The sequence below is a fragment of the Paenibacillus sp. YSY-4.3 genome, assembly GCF_054767475.1.
In genome coordinates, this window is sequence record NZ_BAABMC010000003.1 from 448732 (window position 1) to 471873 (window position 23142).

The window sequence follows — 23142 nt, forward strand, 5'->3', positions numbered from 1 at the left end:
CCCGGTTTTTTACATTGTCGCCTTTAAACAACTGCACCTCTCGTCCTTATGAAAAGGACTTGAAAAACGAAGCATTCCTATGCTGCATTTCCAAGTCGCTGTTTTCAGAGAAGCACAGTGCTCCTGCTGTTCGCTCATATTAGACGCGCAACTTTTTTCGAAGTTTCGATCTATTTTTACACCCGTTTCCATAAAGGTTACAAAATTGATACCAAAGTCTCGTGCAAAAATCGCTTAATAACGCGGCTTTTTGGCATTTTGTTAATTTCTGCTGTCCTCTAAAAAAACGTGCGCTAGTCCTATACTAGTCTTATTGGTTTTGTTCCGTTTTTTTCCATAGGATGGCATGGTCCCATAGATGACTTCTTGCCCATCCCCTCTCCCTAATTATTTACCACAAAATTACAAATATTATAATATAAAGGAACTACAACGAAGTATCCATTTTCCATAAAATTCACTTGCATAACGAACTTACGTTCGGTGTATAATATATAAAACGAATATATGTTCGCATTTATGGTGGTGTAATATCATGATTAACTCAACAATCGAGACAGAAGAGGATATTCAAATCATCAAAGAGTACACCTTGCTGCCTATTTTGCTGGATATGCTGGCAAGGGATATCGAGGAGCTCAGCTTGCATCAGAATAAATTGATTTACAATCTCGTGATCTTTTACCTCAAGGGGATTGAAAGCAGCATTCATCTCGAGCTGAAAAACCTCAGAAGCAAAATGCGGCAGCGGCGCATTCAAGTGCTTGACACGACGATGAATGCGCTGGGCGTCGAGGTGGAATACAAGGTGCGGGGCTACATTCACCGCTTCAAAATGCTGAGAAGCTTGGTGAAGGCGGAGCTAATGATTCTTCTTATGAGACTGTGGGAGGCCCCCAAATGAAAAGCGCACGCGAAAGGACGATTTTTTTAGCGGATTGCCAAAGTTTCTATGCCAGCATCGAGAAAGCGGATCATCCGGGATGCAAGAATAAGCCGGTAGCCGTAGCCGGGGACCCTGCCCGCCGTTCGGGAATTATTCTGGCGGCCTGCCCGATCGCTAAGAGCTTTGGGGTGACTACGGCGGAGCGCTTGGGGGAAGCGGTCCAAAAATGCCCGGGGCTTGTCGTCATGCGCCCGCGGATGCAGCATTACATTGATGTATCTCTAATGATTACCGATATCTACCGGGAGTACACCGACCTGGTCGAAATTTTTTCGATCGACGAGCAGTTTCTCGACGTATCGGGAAGCCTGCATCTGTTCCAGGGCGATCCGCTTGCTATGGCGAGGTCGATTCAGCAGAAAGTGCTGAAGCAGACTGGGATATGGGTGCGCATCGGCATCAGCTCCAACAAAATGCTTGCCAAGCTGGCTACCGACATTTGGGCAAAGAAGAACGAGAGCGGGCTGTACGTCCTGCCCAGTGCTAACGTGCCTACCGCACTCTGGCCGCAGCCGATTCCCAAGATGTTCGGGGTTGGCTCTCGTATGGCTGCCCACTTCACCCGGCTCGGAATGTACCAAATCGGCGATATTGCCCAGACGCCGCTGCCGGTGCTGAAGGACAAATTCCGCGCCCGCTTCGGCAAGCAAAGCGATATCCAGGCGGAAGTGATGTGGAGGACGGCAAACGGGCTCGATGATTCTCCAGTGACGCCGCGCACCTTCGACGCCGCACCGAAATCGGTCAGCCATATGATGACGCTGCCGCGGGACTATGCCGAGCCAGATGAGATCGACACCATATTGCTGGAGCTCGTAGAGGAAGTCTGCCGGGACTGCCGGCGCAAAGGTTATATGGGGCAGGTGGTTACCGTCAGCTGCCTGTGCAGTCCCTATGATGCGCGCATCGGCTTCTCCCGGCAAATGAAAATGGCCGATCCGACCCATCATACGAATACCGTATACGAAGCGGCCAAGAGGCTGTTCTATCGTCACTGGAACACCCTGCCGGTACGCCGCTTAGGCATTGCGCTTAGCAGCCTGGCCTCCGATCAGGGTTACCAGTTGACCCTTTTCGAGGATCAAGTGAAACTTCGGGCCTTAGACAAAGCGACCGATCAGATTAAAGACCGCTACGGCAGCGCGGCGATCATGAGAGCCTCCTCTTTGACGACATCAGGTCAGGCCAGAGAACGGGCAAGAAAGATTGGAGGGCACTATAAATGAGCAAAAAGCTATCAGGCAACGGCCTTTGGGAATCAAGCCGGATGATGCTTCCCCAGCATAAGGAGCAGTCCGTATCAGTCAGCCGGCAGGCGGCAGATGAAGCCGCGGCAAGCGGCGCTGCACACCGTGTCGTTTCTCCCCTAACGGCCAAGGATATCGAAACGATCAAGAAATACATCATTCTGCCGGTAGCCCTCGAAATCGTCGAGAAGAAGAACAGGGAAGTGGAATTGTCGTCCCAGACCTTCAAAGCGCTATATGCCGCAGCGACGAAAGTGTTGGCCCAGCATATCCGCAGAGATATCCAGCTATGCCGCAAGTCCCTTCTAGAGCAAAGCATTCGCATTTCCGAGCCAGCGATGGACGGTTCCGACATTCGTTACCGCTTCGTATGCCGCGGCATGGAAGACGAGTTTATAATGACCAGGGATTACCTGAAGGCCCAAGTCAGCCTGACGATCGGCCATTACACGAACCATTTAGTCGAAATTTTGCGCGGAACGGGCAAGCACGGCTAATCTCATCGCCGGGTACTCCCTACGCTACCCCTTATTATCTAGCGCAAAGCGCGCGGCCCGGACCTACTACCATGCTCATTGCGAGGATACATGGAAATAAGACCGGCGGTATCCAAGCGGCCCGCAGGCTCGTCCACATACTGAGCATTAATTAGCTGCAGCTTCATAAAGGGCGTCTAAACGAAGCGGGATTAACGAAGGCCTAGCTGTTTTTGCCCAAACAGCAGCAATACAGGCACAAAAACCGTTCGCCTGAAGGGAACGGTTTTTGTGCTTTTCCTCCTGGATTTCCGGGCCTTTTCTACCTAAACATGCTCCATAGTTTAAGGAGATGGAACGTATTCCGAGGGTCGACTTTTTGAGCGATGACAAACTGGACGATTTGCTCCTCCTGCACGCTTGTCAGGCGTTCATTCAAAATCGAAGTTGCCGACTTAACCAGCCGTCTGACCTTGACTCTGTCCTGCAGATCCGCTTTGGTCAAGCCATCGGCGAGGGACTTGATCCGCTCTTTTACGGCTGGGTTTTTCATTTTCAGCTTAATGCGTTCCACCAGCTGCGGACTGATGCCATATTGCTGATAACTCAAAACTGTGTTACACCTCCCGTCACACGCTAATCCTCATTAATATATGACGGATAGGATGTACATGTTGCCATACAAAAAAATGCCCTCGGCAAGCTAAAGCTTGCCAAGGGCATTCTCTTTGGCTATGGAAACGGACATGAGATCCGCTATTTGTCCTAAAATCGCCAAATTAGATACGGAACGGACACAGGAACCTTTATTTGCAGCAAATCACGACAGAAATGCGTGAATTTACTCCAATAGCGGAACCTGGGTCCGTTAAACAATAAAGCAGGACGATTTTCACATTATAACGGAACCACGGTCCGTCAGAACCCCGCCGGTGTTTACTCGTGCATCGATCATGCCCCTCTAAAGCGATTGCGATTGCGATTGTGATTGTGATTGTGATTGTGATTGCGATTTCAAGGCCGATCGCAGTTTCACATCAATCGATCAGTTCGCCTTGAAACACCTGCTCCCGCTGCAAGTACCCGCGCAGCGGCTCATACTGCGGCGACGTCCAGAAGGACTCGTCGCCGACCAGCCTGGCGGCATCGTCCCGCGCCGCCTCCAGCACCGCGAAATCGCTGACCATGTCCGCGATTCGGAATTCCGGCACCCCGCTCTGCTTGGTGCCGAAAAAATCCCCGGGACCGCGCAGCTCCAGGTCCCGGCGGGCCACTTCGAAGCCGTCGTCCGTCTCGGTCATGACCTTCATCCGTTCCTGACCGACCTCCGACTTCGGCTCGGCGATGAGCACGCAATACGAGGCGTGCTCCCCCCGGCCAACCCGGCCGCGCAGCTGATGCAGCTGCGACAAGCCGAAGCGGTCCGCATCCATCACGATCATCAGCGTTGCGTTCGGCACGTCCACGCCGACCTCCACGACGGTCGTCGAAACGAGCAGCTGCACTTCATTCTCGTAGAACGACCGCATGACCTCGTCCTTCTCGGCCGCGGTCATTCGCCCGTGCAGCAGCCCGACCTTGAAGTGCGGGAACGCCTGCTGCATCGAGACGTGCAGATCAATGGCATTCTGCACATCCAGCTTATCGGACTCCTCGATCAGCGGGCAGATCAGATAAGCCTGCCTTCCGGCGGACACCTCGCGCTGGATGAACCCAAGCACGCGATCCATCATGTCATGCCTCACCCAATAGGTCGAAATCGGCTTGCGTCCCTTCGGCCGCTCGGACAGCGTAGACACGTCCATATCGCCAAACGCCGTAATCGCCAGCGTGCGCGGAATCGGCGTCGCTGTCATCGTCAGCACGTCCGGGTTAAAGCCTTTGCGCCGCAAAACACTGCGCTGATTAACGCCGAATCGATGCTGCTCGTCGGTCACAACCAAACTGAGCGAGCGAAAAAACACGTCCTCCTGAATAAGCGCATGGGTCCCGACAACGATATCCACCAGCCCCATTTGCAGCGAAGCGGTCAAATCCTTCCGCTTGCGCCCGGTCACGCTGCCCGTAAGCAGGCCTACGGTAATGCCAAACGGCTCGAACAACCGGGACAATGAGCGCATATGCTGCTCCGCCAATATTTCCGTCGGTACCATAAATGCGCCCTGATGTCCCGATTTGACCGCCGCATACAGCGCGATGGCCGCCACAACCGTTTTACCGGATCCCACGTCCCCCTGCAGCAGACGGTTCATGCAATACGGGGAGCGCATATCCTGTAGGATCTCCAGTTCCACTTTCTTCTGGGCATCTGTCAGCTCAAAGGGAAGACTGCGTACGAAGTCACGGATCGTCGCATTATCCACCTCATGCTTGACTCCGTCCATCCGCTCGTGATTCATCGCCCGGTAGGCCTGCAGCTTCAATTGAAATAAGAACAGCTCCTCATAGACCATCCGGCGGCGCGCCTGCTGCCCTTCTTCACTGTCCTGCGGCTGATGGATCCGCCAAATAGCCTGCCGTCTCGGCATCAACCCATACTTGCTCAGAAGCTCCGCCGGCAAAATTTCCGGAATCATCTCCCCGTATTGCTGCAGAGCCTGTCCGATCGTCTTGCGGATCCAGGTCTGCGTAATTTTCCCGCCTACCGAATATACCGGCTGCAGGCTCCCGCTGCGCAGCGTGCCGCGGTCGGGAAACTCCGAATCCGAGACCGTCAATTGACTGCGCCGCTGATCCCATTTGCCCGTCAGCACGATTTCCCGCCCTGCTGTCAACTGATCTTTCAAGAAGTGACGGTTAAACCAGGTTGCCGTGAACATCCAGTCCTCGGCGACCATTTTGCACGTTAACCTCGACTTCCGGCCATAACGCTGCAATACAGGCAAGCCCATAATTTTAGCTTGCACGGTAATCCGATCTCCGTCCTTCACCTCCGTCAAGGAACGCAGCCGGTAATCCTCATATCGAAACGGATAATATTCCATTAAATCATTTACCGTAAAGATGCCAAAGGCGTGAAGCTCTCCTTCTTTGAGAGCACTCACGCCGTTAACCTGCTTTACCGGAATTTCGTTCAAATCCAAACTCATTCAAATCCCTCGCTTCAAGCCGGCCACACAAATATAGCTACCACTCCTGGGCCGGTATGTGAACCTACGACTGCGCCGATGTCCGTGCGAACCACCTCATGCAGCGTGAAGTGCTGGGACAGCAATTCCACAAACTCCTGAGCAAGCTCTGGATTCACACCGTCGCAAACCGCAACATTTAAATCCTTATGATTACCGAAATCGTTCACAAACAGCTCGATGACCCGCGATACCGCTTTTTTGCGGCCTCTCGCTTTATCCACCGCGTAGATAATGCCCTCCTGGTCCACCGACAGAATCGGCTTGATGTTCAGCAGCGTACCAAGGATGGCGGCTGCTTTGCCGATTCGTCCGCCCTTCTGGAGATACTCCAGCGTGTCGACCAGGAAGTACAGCCTGCGGCTGCGCCCAAGGCGCTCAACCTCGGCCTTGATCTTGTCTACGGATGCTCCCTTGCCGGCCAGCCTTGCCGCTTCGACCACCTGAAGACCAAAGCCGTAAGAAGCGCACAAGGAATCGATGACCGTAATATCGAGCTCCTTGCCCGTCTCTTCCTCCAGCATCGTCTTCGCGAGCAGAGCCGATTGATACGTTCCGCTCATGCCGGAGGAGATATGGATCGATACGATCGGCGAGCCCGGATTCGCTTCCAGCAGATTGCGATATACCTCGGCATACTGGGACGGGGATGTCTGGGAGCTCTTCGGCAGTTCACGCGACTTCGTTAGCTTATCGTAGAACTCTACCGCAGTGATGTCGACACCCTCCAAAAACGATTCTTCGCCGAATGCAAGACGCATCGGCACGATATGAATGCCGTATTCCTCCGCCGTAGATTTCGGCACGTCAGCCGTACTGTCTGCAACGATGACAACCTTGGTCATGAGATTCTCATCCTTTCAACTCTCCCGTTATTTCTAGGCGCCGCCTAGGATTCTACGGAAAATAAATAATAATATATCGGCTGTCCGCCGTTGTGGGCCTCCACTTCGACGTCCGGATAAGTCTCATTAATCCATGACACTAGTTCATTCGTCATCTCGGGCGAAGCTTCCTCGCCAACAAGAATCGTTACGATTTCGTCGCCGCCCTCCAGCATTTTGGAGAGCAGGCCCTGACAGGTTTCCAGCAGTCCTTCTTCCGTTGCTACGATTTTGGATTCTGCAATGCCGATATAGTGACCGGCCGTAATTTCCAGATCATCGAATACCGTATCGCGAACCGCATAAGTCACCTGTCCCGTCTTGACATGGTGCACGGCGTTCATCATGCTGTCGGTGTTCGATTCTACGCTCTCTTCCTCTTGGAACGCAAATGCAGCGGCGATTCCCTGCGGAATGCTCTTGCTTGGAATAACGGTAACCTCGCGTTCGCCTTCCAAAAGATCGCGCGCTTGCTGCGCAGCAAGCACAATATTCGAATTGTTCGGCAGAATGAACACATGCTGGGCGGAAATCGAGTGAATCGCCTTTACGAAATCCTCCGTGCTCGGGTTCATGGTCTGGCCTCCGGCTAGCACGACATCGACGCCAAGGCTGGTGAAGATATCGGAAATGCCTTGCCCTGAAGCAACCGCGATGAAGCCGTAAGGCGCCAGCTCATCCGCCGGCATCTCCGCACGCTCAGTCTGGCGCGGGCCCTCTGCTGGAATATCGGCAAACAATTCCGGCATGGAAGCCGCATCCATTCCCGCGGATAACAGGTCGCGATGCTGCTCGCGCATATTCAATATATGAATTTGCGTAATCTCGCCGTAACGCAGGGCCAAATTCAACACCTCGCCCGGCGCTTTAGAGTGCACGTGTACTTTGATGACCTCGTCATCAGCGATGACGATGATGGAGTCTCCATTTTTTGACAGCGCTTCCCGGAACTGATCTTCGTTAAATAGCGTATTTCTACCCTCACCGAGCGTACGATTAATGAAAAACTCCATGTCGTACAAAAACTCGATATCTTCCGTCTCCAATTTTGCTTGGGCGGAAATCGGGGCGTCCGGCGTAATCCGCGGAGCCGCATAGACCGGTTTCACGACGGGGGCAGCTTGTCCCGTTACAGGCTCTTCCATCGGTATCGTTCCGTTCGTCAATACTTGCAAATATCCTTCATAAATATATACGAGTCCTTGTCCACCGGAATCAACGACACCAACCTGCTTCAAAACAGGCAGCAGCTCAGGCGTATGGGCTAGCGCCTCCTTCGCCTTGGCCAGCACCTCCGTCATCAGCTCTGTCATATCCGTCGTCCGTCTGGCATAGAATACGGCATGCTTGGCCGCTTCTTTGGCCACGGTAAGTATCGTGCCTTCCACCGGTTTTACAACGGCCTTGTAGGCGGTATCCACCCCGCTCTGCAGCGCAGCGGCAAAATGAATCGTATTGAGTTCTTCGTAAGCAGCAGCATATCGGGCAAACCCGCGGAATAACTGGGACAAAATAACGCCAGAGTTGCCGCGCGCGCCCATCAGGAGGCCTTTGGACAACACGCCCGCCCGGCTGCCTACGCCTCCAGTACCGCTGTTCTTCAGCTCAGACACGCCTGCAGTCATCGTCAAATTCATGTTTGTCCCGGTGTCTCCATCCGGAACCGGAAACACGTTTAGGGAGTTGACATGCTCAGCATGCTGGTGAAGCCTCTCCGCCCCGGCCAATACCATGGCGGTAAAATCTGTTCCATTCAGAGAACGCTTACTCAATGAAAATTCCCCTTCCTAGCTTGATACACGTACGCCTTGAACCGAGATGTTGACATACGCTACTTGGAGTCCAACGACTTCGGTTAGTACATATTTCACTTTTTGTTGTATGTTGTGTGCGACCTCGGAAATTTTCGTGCCATAACTAACTATAATATAAAGATGAATCGACAATTGATTATTCTCCAGGTTCACTTCCACACCACGGGCCAGATTCTCTCGCCCAATCAATTCGGCGAAGCCGTCTTTGAACTGCTTGCGGCTTGCCATTCCTACCAATCCATAACACTCCATGGCGGCCGATCCGGCGATTACCGCTATGGCTTCATCGGAAATATGGACCGCCCCATGCTCCGTATGTAGTTCGATAGCCACGCCCGCATCAACTCCTCCCCAAAATTATTATGGACTAATCAACATTGTACTATAAGAAGAAAGAGAAATAAATAAAAGAAGAGCAACGAAGCCAGAAATAAAGTTAAGTCACTGGTTGACGGCTCTTTTTTTACTGTGATATTATAGATAAGTGTTGTTTTTAAGAGGTTGGAATTAGGAGGTGTAATGAATGTCTCGCAAATGTTATGTGACAGGCAAGAGCCCAAGCACAGGGAACAATGTATCCCACGCTAACAATCACACGAAGCGTACTTGGGGCGTGAACGTACAAAAAGTCCGTATTCTTGTAGACGGTAAACCGAAACGCGTATACGTTAGCACTCGGGCTTTGAAATCCGGTAAAGTAACCCGCGCGTAGGGTTGTAATAAGCATATAGACAAAAAGCACCTTGTCATTCGAGGTGCTTTTTTAATGCCCGCCGCCTGCTCCGCCCGGCCTGGAACGCTGTTGGAACGGGCTTTGCGTCTTCCCTCTGAAGCTTAGACGCAAGATCCCCTCCCCTAATTTTTCTGAAACGTGTTCAATACCGCTTTGACGAATCCGCCCAAAAACTTAGGCAGCTTGAATGTGTAAAATTTCATCCTTCACCCTCCCCATCATTCTCATGCCTTCACCTATAGTCTATGTTCCAAGTCTGCTTCCCGTGTATTGAGGACACAAAAAAAAGGCTACATGAGAACCCTGCTCATGTAACCCATTGTATGCGGAACAGCCCATCCCTATACCAACGGACAAAACGGTTTCACTAGAAACGCTCCACGCTGCCGCGAATTTCGGAAATCGCTGCGGCCCGATCCTCGCGCCCGAACACCGCGCTGCCGGCAACTAGCACATCCGCCCCGGCTTCTACCACGGTTGGCGCCGTATCGGCGGTAATCCCGCCATCGACTTCGATGTGCAGACCCGTTAAGCCCAACTGCTCCCTCCACTCAGCAATTTGCGAAATCTTGCGGACCATCCCCGGGATGAAGGCTTGTCCGCCGAATCCCGGATTCACCGTCATGACGAGCACCAAATCCAGATCCTCGATGACCTCGCGGACCGCCAGCGCTGGCGTAGCCGGATTAATCGCAACCCCTGCCTTTACGCCCAGGCTCTTGATTTGCTGGATGACGCTGTGCAGATGCACGCAAGCCTCGGCATGAACCGTAATCAAGCTTGCTCCTGCTTTAGCAAACGCTGCGATATAGCGCTCCGGATGCTCGATCATTAGATGCACATCCAGGAACAGCTTCGTATGAGGAGCCACAGCTTCCAGTACCAGCGGCCCGAACGTCATGTTGGGCACGAAATGCCCGTCCATGACATCGACATGAAGCCAGTCGGCGCCGCTGCGCTCAACCTCGGCAACTTCTTGAGCCAGCTTTCCAAAATCCGCAGACAAAATAGACGGTGCTATGTTGATCTTTCTCATGAAGTTAGTACCTCCGTTTCTTATCTTTCATTTCCCCATGGAACTGCACGTAATGCTTGTAACGGCTGGAGATAATTTCGCCTTCCTCCACTGCCTCCCTGACCCGGCATCCCGGCTCGTGCAGGTGACTGCAGCCCCGGAATTTGCATTGCTCCGCATATTCGCTGAATTCGATAAAACAGGATGACAGCTCTTCCACGCCCAGCTCCAGGAAGTCGAGCTGACTGAACCCGGGAGTATCCGCAACATAGCCGCCATTGGCCAGCTCGATCAGTTCAACATGGCGCGTCGTATGACGGCCGCGGCCCAGCTTCAGGCTGATTTCGCTCGTCTCCAGTGCTAATCCCGGCAGCATGGCATTCAGCAGAGATGATTTACCCACGCCCGATTGCCCGGCAAACACGCTGATGTGGTCCGCCAGCCGCGACTTCACTTCATCCGTCCCTGCTCCTGTCAATGAGCTTGTCACGATTACCTCGTAGCCGACCTTTTCGTAAAGCTCGCCCACCTGCCTCGTTAAATCGCGATCCTGTTCAGTACCCTTCTCATTCAGCAAATCTTCCTTCGTCAAGCAAATGAGTGGACGGAGTCCCGCATGCTCAATATGTACGAGGAACTTGTCCAGCAGCTGCAAGTTCAAATCCGGCTCCTTCACCGAGAACAGCAGAACCGCATGGCTCGCATTGGCAATTGGCGGACGGATCAGCTCCGTATCGCGCGGCAATATTTCGTCCACCGTGCCTTCCCCGTTCTCCGTAGGGGAATATAGAACCCGGTCCCCTACCAACGGAGTGACGCCCTTCTTCTTGAAAATTCCGCGGCCCCGGCATTGGAGAACATTCTCCTCTGCCGAGGCTAACGGCTTCACATAGTAATATCCGCTTAATGCCTTAACAATCAAACCTTCAGGCATGCTGCCGGCCTCACTTTCATTTTCTGTCTCTCTAATTGCTGCCTTGTCCTTTACTTACCTTTACTTACCTTTACTTACCTTTATCTTTATCTTTATCTTTGTCTTTGTCTTTGTCTTTATTTTTACCTTTTCCTTTGCCGTTGTTGTTTTTATCGGCTTTTACGGCCTGGGCTATGGCTCCTTGGTCGATCCGCCCCGTTTCCGGGTTCACGATCTCGCCCTCGTCCCAATCATTATATGAGTTCTCATCGTATTGAGTGCCCGGCAGCTGAGGAACAGGAACCGTTCCCTGCTTGGCATCGATGTACGAGACCAAATAAGTGTCAAACAGCTCGCCGTCACGGATGACGGAGACTGCCGCGTTCTTGTTTGGCGCGAGTACGAGTTCAACGGAGAACGATTGGGTCTTATTAATCGTTTTCGTACCCCATTCTTTATTGTCGCCGCGAGCATCTCCATAGACGATGCGAATTTTGCTGTTCTTGCCTTCCTCTACAGGAGCGACCGGCACTTCATAAGTGTATTTAATAGCTTCCGGCGGATAGCCCGAGCTTACCGTCAGCACCATTTCAGTTCCCGGCGTAGCCAGGCTGTTCGGCGCAAACGGCCATTGGTCGATAACTTCGCCCGCTTCTCTTTCAAAGCTAGGCTCCGTCTTGATTCCGTCCTTGGCCAGCTTCAGCCCCAATTCCTTGATTTTAGCTTCCGCTACTTCCTGCTTCAATCCTACTAGGGTCGGCATACTGAATTCCTTGGGACCCTTGCCAACTTTAAGCACGATGCTTACCGATGCCGGATCATATTCCGTGCCCGCATCGGGGCTTTGCCCGATTACCTTGCCGGCCTCTTCCTCGCTGCTGAACTCTTCCTTCTGAGTAATCCGATCCTTATCCACTCCAGCCTGGACGAGTTGAGCCTCCGCTTCCTCGTAAGTCAATCCATCGAATGAAAGCATCTTCTTCAGCGGTTTGGCCGTGCTCACGGTTAAATCTATGATTGCGCCTTCTTTGACTATCGTGCCTTCCGGCCTGCTTTGGTCATAGACGATACCTTCATCGAAGCCTTCTTTGTATTCCCGTTTCACGTCGCCGACCGCTAGTCCCTTATCCTGCAATGCCTTGGTTGCGTCCGCTTCATTCAAATCGATGACCTTCGGTACCGTGACATCTGGAACGGTGAAAGTATTGTTCACGTACCATACGACGCCGGCCATCGCCGCAAGGAGCAATACCGTCAGACTTACCCAGAGTACCGGCTTCGACCAGAAACTTGCACCCTTCTTCACTTCGTCACGGCCATCGTCGGCCTGCGATTCCCTGGACAGCTTGGAGCCGCCCCGGGCAGCCGAGCCGCCCATTTGCGGCTTGATCGCCGGAACGATCCGGGTGCTGTCCTCATCGTCACCGTCGTCAAATAAGAGCTTGGACTCCGTCCGCCGCTCCGGCATCAAGCAAGTCTCCAAATCAAGAAGCATTTCTTTGGCGGACTGATAGCGTTCGCCTGGATTTTTGCGCATCGATTTCAGAATGATGTTCTCGACGCTTTGCGGAATCATCGAATTCACCGAACGCGGCTCCTCGAAATGCTCCTGCAAATGCTTCAAGGCAACGCTAATCGGGCTCTCTCCCAGGAACGGAAGGCGCCCCGTCAACATTTGATACAGCACAATACCCAACGAATATAAATCCGATTTCTCCCCGGTAGCCACTCCCTTTGCATGCTCCGGCGAGAAATAATGCACCGACCCTACGACCGAACCGGTCTGCGTAATCGTCGTAGACGTGACCGCCCGGGCGATCCCAAAATCGGTCACTTTTACCCGGCCGTTACGACCTATCAATATGTTATGAGGTTTAATATCGCGATGAATGATTTGGTTATGATGGGCATGATCCAGGGCATCCGCAATTTGCGACGCAATGCGAACGGCCTCGTCCACCTGCAGCGGCGCACGCTCCTTAATGATCTCGTTCAGGTTCTGGCCTTCTACATATTCCATGACGATATAATGAATATCGTCCTCCTGCCCCACATCATAGACGCTGACAACATTGGGATGCGACAAAGACGCAGCGGACTGCGCTTCCCGCCGAAAACGGCGTATAAATTCCTCGTCGTTCACAAATTGCTGGCGCAGCACCTTGATCGCTACGTTGCGATTGAGAAGAATGTCGTGCGCTTTGTAGACGAGCGCCATTCCCCCGCCGCCAATTCGTTCGATAATTTGATAACGACCGCCCAATTCGTGTCCGATCATGAGTTCCACTCCTTTATGCTTGACCCGGCTTCTTCCTGATGCTCCAGCAGAGCAACGGTAATGTTATCGTCGCCTCCTGCACTCAAAGCAAGCTGAAGCAGGCGATCAGCCCGATCCTGTAAGGAGAGATCGTCCAATCCCAGCGTAAGGGTCATTTGTTCCTGTGATACATAGTTGCTGAGCCCGTCGCTGCAGAGCAGCAGGATATCCCCGTCTTCCAAAATAATATGGTCCAGATCGACCTCCACTTTGGAATCCGTGCCCAGCGCTCTTGTCAGCACGTTGCGCCGCGGATGCACGCTGGCTTCCTCTTCGCTGATTTGCTTGCTCTTGACAAGCTCATTTACGAGCGAATGATCCTCCGTCAGCAGGATCAGATCGTCCTGCCGGAATTGATAGGCCCGGCTGTCGCCAATATGGCCTACGACCCCTTCCCGGCCGCTGAGGAGAACGGCAACGATGGTCGTTCCCATGTTGTGGTATTCATCATGTTCTGAAGCTTTGCGAAAAACAACTTCGTTCGCATGCAGAATCGCCGCTTTCAACGCCTCAGCGCATGCCTGTACCGACAGTCCCGGGGCCAGCGAGACGATATCCTGAGTTATCGTCTCTACCGCAAGCTTACTGGCGGTATCTCCGGCCTGATGGCCGCCCATGCCGTCGGCGACAATGCCTAATGTGTAGCCCTGCTCCAAGCGGGATACCCAGGCGCTGTCCTCATTGACAGGCCGGACACGCCCCACATCACTTAAATACACCATTTTCATAGCACCAGATCACCTCGCACCAGACTCCATATGCTTCGCCCGCAGCTGGCCGCAGGCCGCCGCGATATCGTGTCCTTGCTCACGGCGGATCGTTACGTTGATGCCCTTATCCGCCAAAATGCGCTGAAACTGAAAAATATCGCTTCTTGAGGTTCTGACATATTTGCGTTCCGGCACATGGTTGACCGGAATCAAATTCACATGGCACAGCATGTCCTTGATAACATTAGCCAGTTCCTCGGCATGCTCGGGCTGATCATTGACGCCCCCGATCAATGCGTATTCGAACGTAATTCTGCGTCCCGTCTTCGCGATGTAATAACGCAGCGCCTCCATCACGTCGTCGAAAGGAAAACGGCGGTTGACCGGCATTAATTTGGAACGAAGCGCATCGTTAGGCGCGTGAATGGAAATGGCCAAATTAATTTGCGTGTCCTCGTCGGCGAACCGGTAAATGTTAGGGACGATTCCGCTCGTAGAGACCGTAATATGCCTTTGCCCGATATTCAAGCCTTTGTCATGGATCATGATTCTTAGGAAGTTCATCGTAGCGTCGTAATTCTCGAACGGCTCACCGGTTCCCATAATAACGATGCTGCTTACGCGCTCGCCGCGGTCATCGAGGATTTTCTGGGCCTGTACGACCTGGGCAACGATTTCCCCGGCCGACAAGTTCCGCTTCAATCCACCGAGCGTCGAGGCGCAGAACGTACAGCCGACCTTGCAGCCGACCTGCGTCGTTACGCAGATGCTGTTGCCGTAGTTATGCTTCATGATAACCGTCTCAATCGCATGATCATCATGGAGCCCGAACAAGAATTTGACCGTTCCGTCCTTCGATTCAAATTTGGTGATTTCATTCAAAGTGACGAAGGCGAATTGATCATCCAGCTTTTGGCGGAGCGACTTAGACAGGTTCGTCATTTCCTCAAAGGAGTTTACGCGCTTTACATAGAGCCAATCGAAGATTTGCCCTCCGCGAAACGCTGGCTCTCCTTGGGCGACAGCCCATTCTTGCAGTTCATCAAAAGTATAGTCGTATATAAAAGGTTTCATTTTCACACACCTGTCCTATAGTATATCGTATGCAGTTGCCCACTCATTCTTCCTATTTTAGCACAAATCATTTTTACACTAAAGTGCGGCAAGTTTCAAGCTTTGCTTTCATTTTCCATTTGGAGGAAAAAAGAAAGCCGAGCTTTCCCCGGCGAACCAGGTCAGGGATCGGCTAAGACTATTGGACTATGGATTAATGCGTCACCATTGAACGGAAATCATCGCGGCTGGTAAGATCAGCATGATACAATACAACGTCCCCATCCTGCAGACGGTAGGTCACGCCAAACGGATCCTGCACGCTGCGTGCAAATCCCTCCATCTGATGCCACTGGTTTACTAAAGGACCATGAATATACTGCAGATGCGGATCGTTGAATTGCCCTTCACGCACCGTCTCAATATTGAAATTAACCGCGATATAGCCATTCTTCAAAAAAATCGGCGATTTATCCGTCAGCCCTCGGTGCGTTCGCCCGTATTCTGCGACATTCGTCCCAGTCTTCACCGCATACAGATCGGCAGGCAAGCTGTACTCCCCGTACCATTTCTGGACGGCGGCATTCACCCGGCTCGAATCGATCCCTGCCGGGATACTCGTTTTCGGCCCGATGAGGGTGCGCACGCCTTCGGGAAGACGGAGCAGGCTCAAGCTCCCTATCGTCGTCCTGCGCTTCGTGGCAAAGTTGATATAGTGACTCACAAATTGTCCTCGCCCGATATTCGCAATCTGATCAAAAGGGTATTGATGATCATATTTATAAAGCGCTGTATCCGTCAATTCCTCTGCCGGTACATTACGCAGGCGCTCGTTCAGAATGACGAATCGGGTCACGTCGTCGCCGGGCGAACCTACTTTGACATAGCTTTTTCCGCTTTTGTGATAGTACAGATCCACGGGCATACGCGAACCGTCTTCCGCGCTGATAAAGTAAAAGCTCGGCGTAATTTTGACTTCATCCTGCCATCCGAACATATTTCCTTTCGTTTTCAAATCGAATTTGAAATGATATCCGGTTTTGATAGCGACATTCTTATATACGGGATGGCTTCCAGGACGAATCGGCAGAGTGTACTTGGACGTGATCCCTCTTGGCGCCCCGTCAATTCCGCCCAGCCCGACCCAGTAAGCGGTTCCCGTCGGCAGGCTGCTTCCCTGCGTTGTCCTGAACACCGTCTCCCAATTGTAGTCGGCAATATCGGTAACCCGGAAATCATAAACGCGTCCAACGACATCAACTGCCACTGTATCATAGGCAGTGTGGTGAGTTAAATCCAGGTTGGCGTTCCTTTGCTGGCTTGCCCCGGCTGGAGCATTGTGCGCAATTGTCCGGAACTCGACATCATAGAATCCTTCGTCCACCCATACCGGGAGAAAAAAGGAGAAACTCTCCTGCGATTTCTCCACCTCGATCCACGTATTTTTCGGGTGAAATTGCGTCTTGGAGCCGTTATAGACATCAAACGGAAACCTGACCTGTTTACTGCCGATGTATTTCAAATAATTGCGGTTGCCGTACCCGAGATAATTCGTGTGCTGCCCTGAGTTAGGCATTTCGATCGTAAACGGTCGATCCAGAATCACGGCAGAATGCCCTGCCGCCGGTTTGCTTTTCTGATTGTGCGCCCGATCATCCGACACGGCAGGATAAATGACAACCGGAGTATGTACGGTAACCGGGCTAATGCCATAGATGGGATAGCTTCTTTCATTAGCACCGTTGACTTGTACATAATAAATCGTTCCTGTGCTCGGCTGATTTCCCTTGTTCGTCTTGGAGATCGGAATGACGTTTCCTGGACTATAAAGGATATTGTCACCCGTCATAGCTGCTGTGGGGATTGGGGAAGGAGCTGGCCCGCTGCCCGTCGTTGCCGCTCCGCTCATGAGAGTCTGGCTGTTGAAAGTAAACGTATCATTGCTCACCCGCACGCTCACCGCCGATCTGGCGGCTGCTTCAGGATCGCTGTCAGCATCCACGGTAATGTCAAAAACAGCGGATGGTTCATAACGATGTGTCTGCGCTATCGCATAGTACGGGGCATTATAACCGCTGGGCGAAATCCTGATGCCGTTTGCCTCGAACGCATAATTCTGCAGGGCTGCCTCTTTTAGGCTGTAGACTTCAACTTGTGATACCGTCCAGAAAGAATAGTCCTTATCCACCTGGACTTGTATGGTCGAAGGCTCTGTCGGTTCTGCATCCGGAGGCGGGGGCGGCGGCATAATGGTCACATTGACGGTAAACGTGCACTTCCCCGTCATTTCCTGATAACCGTATTTATGCAGGTAGCTCTTTGTCCAAACATTGCCGTACAGGCTCTCCGTCGTCGGTATGCCATCCTGCACATTAAACCGTTCGTTGTCCCTTGCGTCCGCCCTGATGACCGCGCTGACATTTGGGCTGAAGTCTTCTCCCGCCATCGATCTCCTAGGCGAAGGGGACGTGCAGATCACGCCAGACTCGACCGGATCGGGGTCTGGAGGAGGCGGCGTCGTTCCATTGCCTACTCTGATCGTGGCTGTCCCTCTCAGCCAATAAGGTCCCTTTTTCCAGTCGGCCGAAATTGTTGTTGTTCCCTCCGAAACCGCGGTAACTTTGCCGCTGCTATCAATAGTGGCCACTGCCTCGTTACTGGATGACCACACCGTCTCTGACGCTGTCGAGACATCAAACCACCTGTCATTCCAGTCCGCCATCGTGTAATCCAAAGTTCTAACCTCAGCCTTCATATCCTTGGTATCATTGACTTGTAAAACGGCATTTTCCACTACGCGGATTTGCTTTTTCTCAACTACGTATCCGGTGTAGAACACATCCATAGGAATGTAATATTCTACAATAAATTTAGGTGCGCCATCAGCCCGGGTAGAGTATTGATATTTAAGGCTTTCAACTAATGGGTAGCCTGTATTAACTTTAACAATAGCTGTAATCTCCCCCCTATTAAAAAGAGGTTTATTTCCTATTGGTTCATAGGTATTGTCATCGGCTCTCCACTCCATTTCTTCAATCGATAATTCTCTCACATAGGATTTTAGAAAAGCATTATCAATTGAATCCCTCAAAGACTCTGGCGCGTATTGATTCATATCTAGCTTTTCTTCAGTTTGTTTTTTTAACGGAAAGGCATTAGCCCCTCTACTATGAGTACCAGTCTCTATTTTTGTATTTCCATAAGTCGCACTCCATATTTCTGTATCCGACTGCACCCATACTACCTTAGGTCTAGCTAGAGCTTTTCCCTTAACTTCCACCTTAATGGTTTGCATGTAAACAGGTCCATTTGGAGTTACCTCTATCCCTGTTGTTGGATGACCGTTTTCAAACCCAGCAGCAAATGATAGATATGAAAATGACAATTGAAAGAGGCCAATTATTAAAAAAGCGGCCGTCCATTTTTTCATGTGTTCAGCCTCATTTTATTTTTTTTGAATAATTACGTAAGAATCGTCATCAGTTTTAAATTCATCCCATCTTGAATTAGGTGCAATATTGCTTTTTACCCATATGATTAATCCATTGCCTGTATTATTAGTTCTAAAAAACTTCTTCGCCTCAAAATTAGGAAGTGTTAAATATCCATATTTCTCAGGTTTTACATTTCCTACCCTTCCACTTCCTAAAAGGGGGGAAACAGCACCATTCATGTAATGCCCTAAATCAAACTCGTTCGCCTTCGGATAAATAGTGACTTGCATAAAAACACGATAATTTCCCGGCTTATCAATCCGCTCCACATAATCCGACTCATCCACAAACAAAGGCGCATATATGCTGTTGATATCCTTGAAATCCTCCGTATCTACAACAATATAATTGTGGAGCTTCAAGGAACCCGCATTATTCTTGAACGTGTAAGTTTTACCGACCACATTATTAAACGACGTATTCCCCGTTGTAAAAGGACTGATTGTCTCAAGGTTGGTTCGTTCCGTACCTACCTGCCTCAGCTCTCGGAGCCCCAAAAATTGATCCGCCTTCTTCAGGCTTGCATTCTCATAATTAAGCAATATGGTCGCCGTCTCTGCGCGGGTAGCTCTCTGCTCCATACCGAAAGAGCCGTCCGGATACCCGCTTAACAGCTTCGCACCCAATGCAACGGCGATATAAGGGGACTTGGATTCAGGTATGCCTGGATTAAAATATTCCTTCACCGGAATAACCGCTGTCTTGGTATCCTCCAGAGCCTGTTTGTAATCTGAGTGAGCTTCAGCCAAACCGGATGCCATCCATTTCGCAATCTCAAAGCGTGTAATCGGCGTGTTGGGTTTGAATCCATCGGGATAGTCGCTAGGCTGCACAAAACCAAGGGCAACTGCACGCTTGACCTCTGCCTCGCTCCAATGCCCGGCTACATCCGAGAAGCTCGCCGCTGAGCCTGCGTCCGCGTCCGCCTCCCCCTTCGCCACACGAGCCAGCAAAGCCGCAAATTCTGCACGCGTCACGGTCGCGTTCGGCTTAAACGTGCCGTCCGCGTAACCTTTGAAATAACCTCTGCCTACCGACGCTTCAATCGCCTTTCCCGCCCAATGGTCTGGTTTAACGTCCTTAAAACCGATGCCTGTCGCTTGAGCGTTCGCAGTAAAATACACATTCATTACAACCATCAATCCAGCCAGCAATAATGCAATCCGTATTCTCATCGTTTACCCACTTCCTTATCGATTTTCATTTATCGCCTTGTCCCTATGTACATCTACACTCCTCCCCCTATTTCGTGATAACAGGACCAAAGACCTCCTTTCAATTGGATAATTTGATAAATTAAGGAATTTGGCACAATAAAAAAACACACCTCTTCTGCTCGCTTCACGCGATCCAAGAGATGTGCTTCATCTTCGTTCATTATATAAGATATTACCCGGTCCGTAAATCCCATATTTTCCAGGTTTTATTCAAATCTTCGCGCGTTTCGTTAGACGTGCGATATAAAAACCGTCCGAATGATAATGCTGCGGCAGAATTTGCAAGCCTATAGCTTCCCGATTTATCCCGCTTTCCCGGTTATTCGAAACGGACTTCGGAACGAGCCGCTGCCACTCCGTCATCTCCGGTGCAAGTTCATATTCGGGATGGCGGTCAAGAAATTGTCTCACCATCTCTTCGTTCTCCCCAGGTTCAATCGTGCATGTGCTGTATACCAGCACCCCACCCGGTTTGAGAAGCGAGCTTACTCGATCAAGTAAATCTCGCTGAATGCTGGTGATCTCGGCGATATCTTCCGGCGTCTTGGCCCACTTCAAATCAGGTTTGCGGCGAATAACGCCCAATCCGGAGCAAGGAGCATCCAGCAAAATGCGATCAAAGCTTTCAGATGCATAGCGTTTGTCCAGCTCCATGGCATCCCCGGCCAAGGCTTGGACATTGCCGAGGTGTAAACGGGAAGCCTGATCCGCGATCAGCTTCACCTTATGAGGGTGGATATCGTTCGCAAATATCTCACCCGAGCCAGCCATACGCTCCGCCATATGGCACGTCTTGCCGCCCGGAGCGGCGCAGCAGTCCAGCACGGTCATCCCGGCCTCGGGTTCCACGGCCTCGGCAACTAGCATCGAGCTCTCATCCTGGATCGACAGTAAACCGTCCTCATACCAATCGGTTAACGCCATATTCCCCCCGCTCAGCACGATAATTCCATCGGGAGAAACCTGGGAGGCGACCACCTTCAGCCCCTGCTCTTCCATCCTCTGCATGAGCTCGTCCCGGCTGATTTGCGTGCGGTTGACCCTCACACTGACAGGAGGAGACTCATTGTTCGCACGGCAAATGGCCTCCGCGGCCCCCTCACCGTATTGCTCGATCCATCTCGCCACCAGCCATTCAGGATGCGAATGCTCCAGGGCAATCCGGCGCGCCGGAGGCAGATCTCCCGGTAACACCAGCTCCTCCTTGCGGCGCAGCACATTGCGAAGCACTCCATTGACCATCCCCGAGATTCCCTGATGCCCTCTGCGTTTGGCGATATTCACCGCTTCATTGACAGCGGCATGCGGAGGTATCCGGTCTAAATAATAAATTTGGTAGAAGCTCAGCCGCAGTAAATTCCGCACCCAAGGCTGCAGCTTGGCCACCCCTTTGGCCACAAATTGATCAAGATAATAATCGATCGTATTCTTGCGGGATATCGTGCCGTACACGAGCTCGGTGGCAAGGCCAGCTTCTGGTCCTGTCAGGCCGGACTTCTGCAGTGCGGAGTTCAGCAGCAAATTACTGTACGCACCCTCCTGCTCCACTTCGGTCAGCACATGCAGCGCGGTATCGCGGGCTGAAGCTTTATGCTGCCGGCGCGAGCCGCCCTTGGCACCCTGCTGTCCGGCTTGAGACGCGGCGCTCGCATCTCCTCCATGCCGTCCCCGTCCTCCGCTGCTCGGGCGGCCTCCTTTGTCCCTGCTCATTCAAGTACCATCCCCGGCTGCATCACGCCGCCGCGAATAAACTCAGAAGCTTCCATCGCTTTTTTGCCCGCTGGCTGGACCCGCGTCAATAGGACAGAGCCGTCTCCTGTCTTCACTTCAATTCCCCGCTCCGATAAATGCAGCACCGTACCAGGAGCTTGTCCGCCCGCTTGTCCACTCGCTTGTTCATCCGCACCGGCACCAACAGGAGCAGGCTTACCTACGGCCCACACTTTAAACACATCGCCATTCCATAGCGTATATCCGCCGGAATACGGTACTAAGCCTCTAACCCGGTCATAAATCGCCCGCGACGTGGACGTCCAGTCGATTTTCTCGTCCGCCCGGGATAAATTCGGGGCATACGTGGACTCCTCGTCATTTTGGGGAATCCGCTCAGCCCTTCCTTCTAAAATCAGGGGAAGCTGCTCCAGCAGCAGATCGGCTCCGGCCAGGCTCAACTTCTCAAACATCGTCCCGGCGGTATCCTCATCCTCGATCGGAACGACCGATTTGGCGATCATGTCCCCGGTGTCCAGACCTTCCGCCATATACATCAGCGTTATTCCCGTCTCTTTCTCGCCGTTAATAATCGAGCGCTGAATCGGCGCGCCGCCCCGGTATTTCGGGAGCAGCGAGCCGTGGACATTCAGGCAGCCGTAATGCGGCAAATCAAGCACGGCCTTCGGCAAAATCTGGCCGTAGGCGGCGGTAACGATAAGATCGGGCTGCAGCGCAGCTAATTCTTCGACCGCTTCTGGCGCTCTCATTCGCTGCGGCTGAAGCACGGGAAGGCCGTGCTTTAAGGCGGCCTCCTTTACCGGCGTAGGCATCAATATTTTCTTGCGTCCCTGCGGCCGATCCGGCTGCGTCACGACGCCAAGCACGTTATACCCCTCGCGGAGCAGCCCCTCCAGGGAAGGTACGGCAAACTGGGGAGTTCCCATAAACACAATATTCAACTGCGAAGTCACTCCTTCTCTTCACCCTCAGGCGTAATTTCATATACTCTTTCCGCTAAATCCGTATACAACACACCGTTTAAGTGATCGATTTCGTGCTGAAATGCTCTGGCCAGCAGCTCTGTCCCCGTATAGGTCACTTCCTTGCCGTTGCGATCCAGCCCTTTGACAGTAACTTGCATCGCTCTTCTTACATCGCCGCGGTAACCAGGTATGCTCAAGCAGCCCTCGGGTCCGAATTGCTCCCCTTCCGAAGCGACGATTTCCGGGTTGATCAGCTCAATCAATCCATGCTCATCCCCTACATCGACGACAATCACCCGTTTCAGAATTCCTATTTGCGGGGCTGCCAGCCCGACTCCCTCCGCATCGTACATTGTATCCGCCATGTCGGTAAGGAGCTTCTGCACATTAGGGGTAATTTTCTTCACTTCTTTGGCTACCTGGTGCAGCACTTCATCCGGTTCGTTGACAATAATCCGAATCGCCATCCTGGGAACATCCTCCTCTTGCCTCTTCTTAG

Annotated in this window: 20 protein-coding genes; 4 read left to right on the top strand and 16 right to left on the bottom strand. The window is 52.1% G+C overall.

Annotated features, from left to right (window positions below; genetic code table 11):
• Positions 1–535: 535 nt before the first annotated feature.
• The 3 genes from ACYUJT_RS12865 to ACYUJT_RS12875 are packed head-to-tail and all read left to right on the top strand — an operon-like array spanning position 536 to position 2690.
• Positions 536–904, top strand: a complete 369-nt coding sequence (locus ACYUJT_RS12865; RefSeq protein ID WP_460322573.1) for a hypothetical protein — start codon at positions 536–538, stop codon at positions 902–904.
• Complete coding sequence (locus ACYUJT_RS12870) at positions 901–2172, top strand: DNA polymerase IV (RefSeq protein ID WP_460322576.1); 1272 nt, start codon at positions 901–903, stop codon at positions 2170–2172. The genes ACYUJT_RS12865 and ACYUJT_RS12870 overlap by 4 nt, the downstream gene beginning before the upstream one ends.
• Positions 2169–2690, top strand: coding sequence for a hypothetical protein (locus tag ACYUJT_RS12875; protein WP_460322579.1), 522 nt, complete (start codon positions 2169–2171; stop codon positions 2688–2690). Before ACYUJT_RS12870 ends, ACYUJT_RS12875 begins: the two co-directional genes overlap by 4 nt.
• 301 nt (positions 2691–2991) lie before the next feature.
• Here ACYUJT_RS12875 and ACYUJT_RS12880 read toward each other — a convergent pair whose 3' ends face one another.
• The 5 genes from ACYUJT_RS12880 to ACYUJT_RS12900 form a co-directional block, all read right to left on the bottom strand.
• On the bottom strand, positions 2992–3279 hold the full coding sequence (locus tag ACYUJT_RS12880; protein ID WP_460322581.1) for a stage VI sporulation protein F: 288 nt from the start codon (positions 3277–3279) through the stop codon (positions 2992–2994).
• 427 nt (positions 3280–3706) lie between these two features.
• Entirely contained in the window at positions 3707–5758 is a 2052-nt protein-coding gene (recG, locus tag ACYUJT_RS12885) for an ATP-dependent DNA helicase RecG (RefSeq protein WP_460322584.1), read from the bottom strand.
• Between the two features lie 14 nt (positions 5759–5772).
• The gene (locus ACYUJT_RS12890; RefSeq protein WP_460322586.1) at positions 5773–6642 is read right to left on the bottom strand and encodes a DegV family protein; all 870 of its coding nucleotides are present in this window, start codon (positions 6640–6642) and stop codon (positions 5773–5775) included.
• Positions 6643–6686: 44 nt separating this feature from the next.
• Positions 6687–8453 (bottom strand): DAK2 domain-containing protein, encoded by a 1767-nt coding sequence (locus ACYUJT_RS12895; RefSeq protein WP_460322589.1) that lies wholly within the window; start codon positions 8451–8453, stop codon positions 6687–6689.
• Between the two features lie 15 nt (positions 8454–8468).
• Positions 8469–8828 carry an Asp23/Gls24 family envelope stress response protein gene (locus ACYUJT_RS12900; protein ID WP_460322591.1) on the bottom strand — a complete coding sequence of 120 codons (360 nt, stop codon included), beginning with the start codon at positions 8826–8828 and terminating at the stop codon, positions 8469–8471.
• Positions 8829–9018: 190 nt separating this feature from the next.
• Here ACYUJT_RS12900 and rpmB point away from each other — a divergent pair, with 190 nt between their 5' ends.
• On the top strand, positions 9019–9207 hold the full coding sequence (rpmB, locus tag ACYUJT_RS12905; RefSeq protein ID WP_019639081.1) for a 50S ribosomal protein L28: 189 nt from the start codon (positions 9019–9021) through the stop codon (positions 9205–9207).
• Between the two features lie 143 nt (positions 9208–9350).
• Here rpmB and spoVM read toward each other — a convergent pair whose 3' ends face one another.
• The 11 genes from spoVM to def all read right to left on the bottom strand — a co-directional run bounded on the left by spoVM (position 9351) and on the right by def (position 23110).
• The gene (gene spoVM, locus ACYUJT_RS12910; RefSeq protein ID WP_055107596.1) at positions 9351–9431 is read right to left on the bottom strand and encodes a stage V sporulation protein SpoVM; all 81 of its coding nucleotides are present in this window, start codon (positions 9429–9431) and stop codon (positions 9351–9353) included.
• A gap of 164 nt (positions 9432–9595) precedes the next feature.
• Positions 9596–10264, bottom strand: a complete 669-nt coding sequence (gene rpe / locus ACYUJT_RS12915) for a ribulose-phosphate 3-epimerase (protein WP_460322593.1) — start codon at positions 10262–10264, stop codon at positions 9596–9598.
• Positions 10265–10268: 4 nt separating this feature from the next.
• Positions 10269–11177 (bottom strand): ribosome small subunit-dependent GTPase A, encoded by a 909-nt coding sequence (gene rsgA / locus ACYUJT_RS12920; RefSeq protein WP_460322596.1) that lies wholly within the window; start codon positions 11175–11177, stop codon positions 10269–10271.
• Between the two features lie 70 nt (positions 11178–11247).
• On the bottom strand, positions 11248–13434 hold the full coding sequence (gene pknB, locus ACYUJT_RS12925; protein WP_460322598.1) for a Stk1 family PASTA domain-containing Ser/Thr kinase: 2187 nt from the start codon (positions 13432–13434) through the stop codon (positions 11248–11250).
• Positions 13431–14201 carry a Stp1/IreP family PP2C-type Ser/Thr phosphatase gene (locus ACYUJT_RS12930; protein ID WP_460322601.1) on the bottom strand — a complete coding sequence of 257 codons (771 nt, stop codon included), beginning with the start codon at positions 14199–14201 and terminating at the stop codon, positions 13431–13433. The genes pknB and ACYUJT_RS12930 overlap by 4 nt, the downstream gene beginning before the upstream one ends.
• Before the next feature lie 9 nt (positions 14202–14210).
• Entirely contained in the window at positions 14211–15257 is a 1047-nt protein-coding gene (gene rlmN / locus ACYUJT_RS12935) for a dual-specificity RNA methyltransferase RlmN (protein ID WP_460322604.1), read from the bottom strand.
• A gap of 193 nt (positions 15258–15450) precedes the next feature.
• A complete protein-coding gene (locus tag ACYUJT_RS12940; RefSeq protein ID WP_460322607.1) occupies positions 15451–18288 on the bottom strand; it encodes a DUF5704 domain-containing protein in 2838 nt (945 codons plus the stop codon).
• A 393-nt stretch (positions 18289–18681) separates the two neighbouring features.
• Positions 18682–19905 (bottom strand): S-layer homology domain-containing protein, encoded by a 1224-nt coding sequence (locus ACYUJT_RS12945; protein WP_460322610.1) that lies wholly within the window; start codon positions 19903–19905, stop codon positions 18682–18684.
• A gap of 252 nt (positions 19906–20157) precedes the next feature.
• Positions 20158–21657: a 16S rRNA (cytosine(967)-C(5))-methyltransferase RsmB gene (gene rsmB / locus ACYUJT_RS12950; RefSeq protein WP_460322612.1), complete on the bottom strand. Its 1500-nt coding sequence runs from the start codon at positions 21655–21657 to the stop codon at positions 20158–20160.
• The gene (gene fmt / locus ACYUJT_RS12955) at positions 21654–22619 is read right to left on the bottom strand and encodes a methionyl-tRNA formyltransferase (RefSeq protein WP_460322614.1); all 966 of its coding nucleotides are present in this window, start codon (positions 22617–22619) and stop codon (positions 21654–21656) included. Before fmt ends, rsmB begins: the two co-directional genes overlap by 4 nt.
• Before the next feature lie 8 nt (positions 22620–22627).
• Positions 22628–23110, bottom strand: coding sequence for a peptide deformylase (gene def, locus ACYUJT_RS12960; protein ID WP_460322617.1), 483 nt, complete (start codon positions 23108–23110; stop codon positions 22628–22630).
• Between the last annotated feature and the right edge of the window lie 32 nt (positions 23111–23142).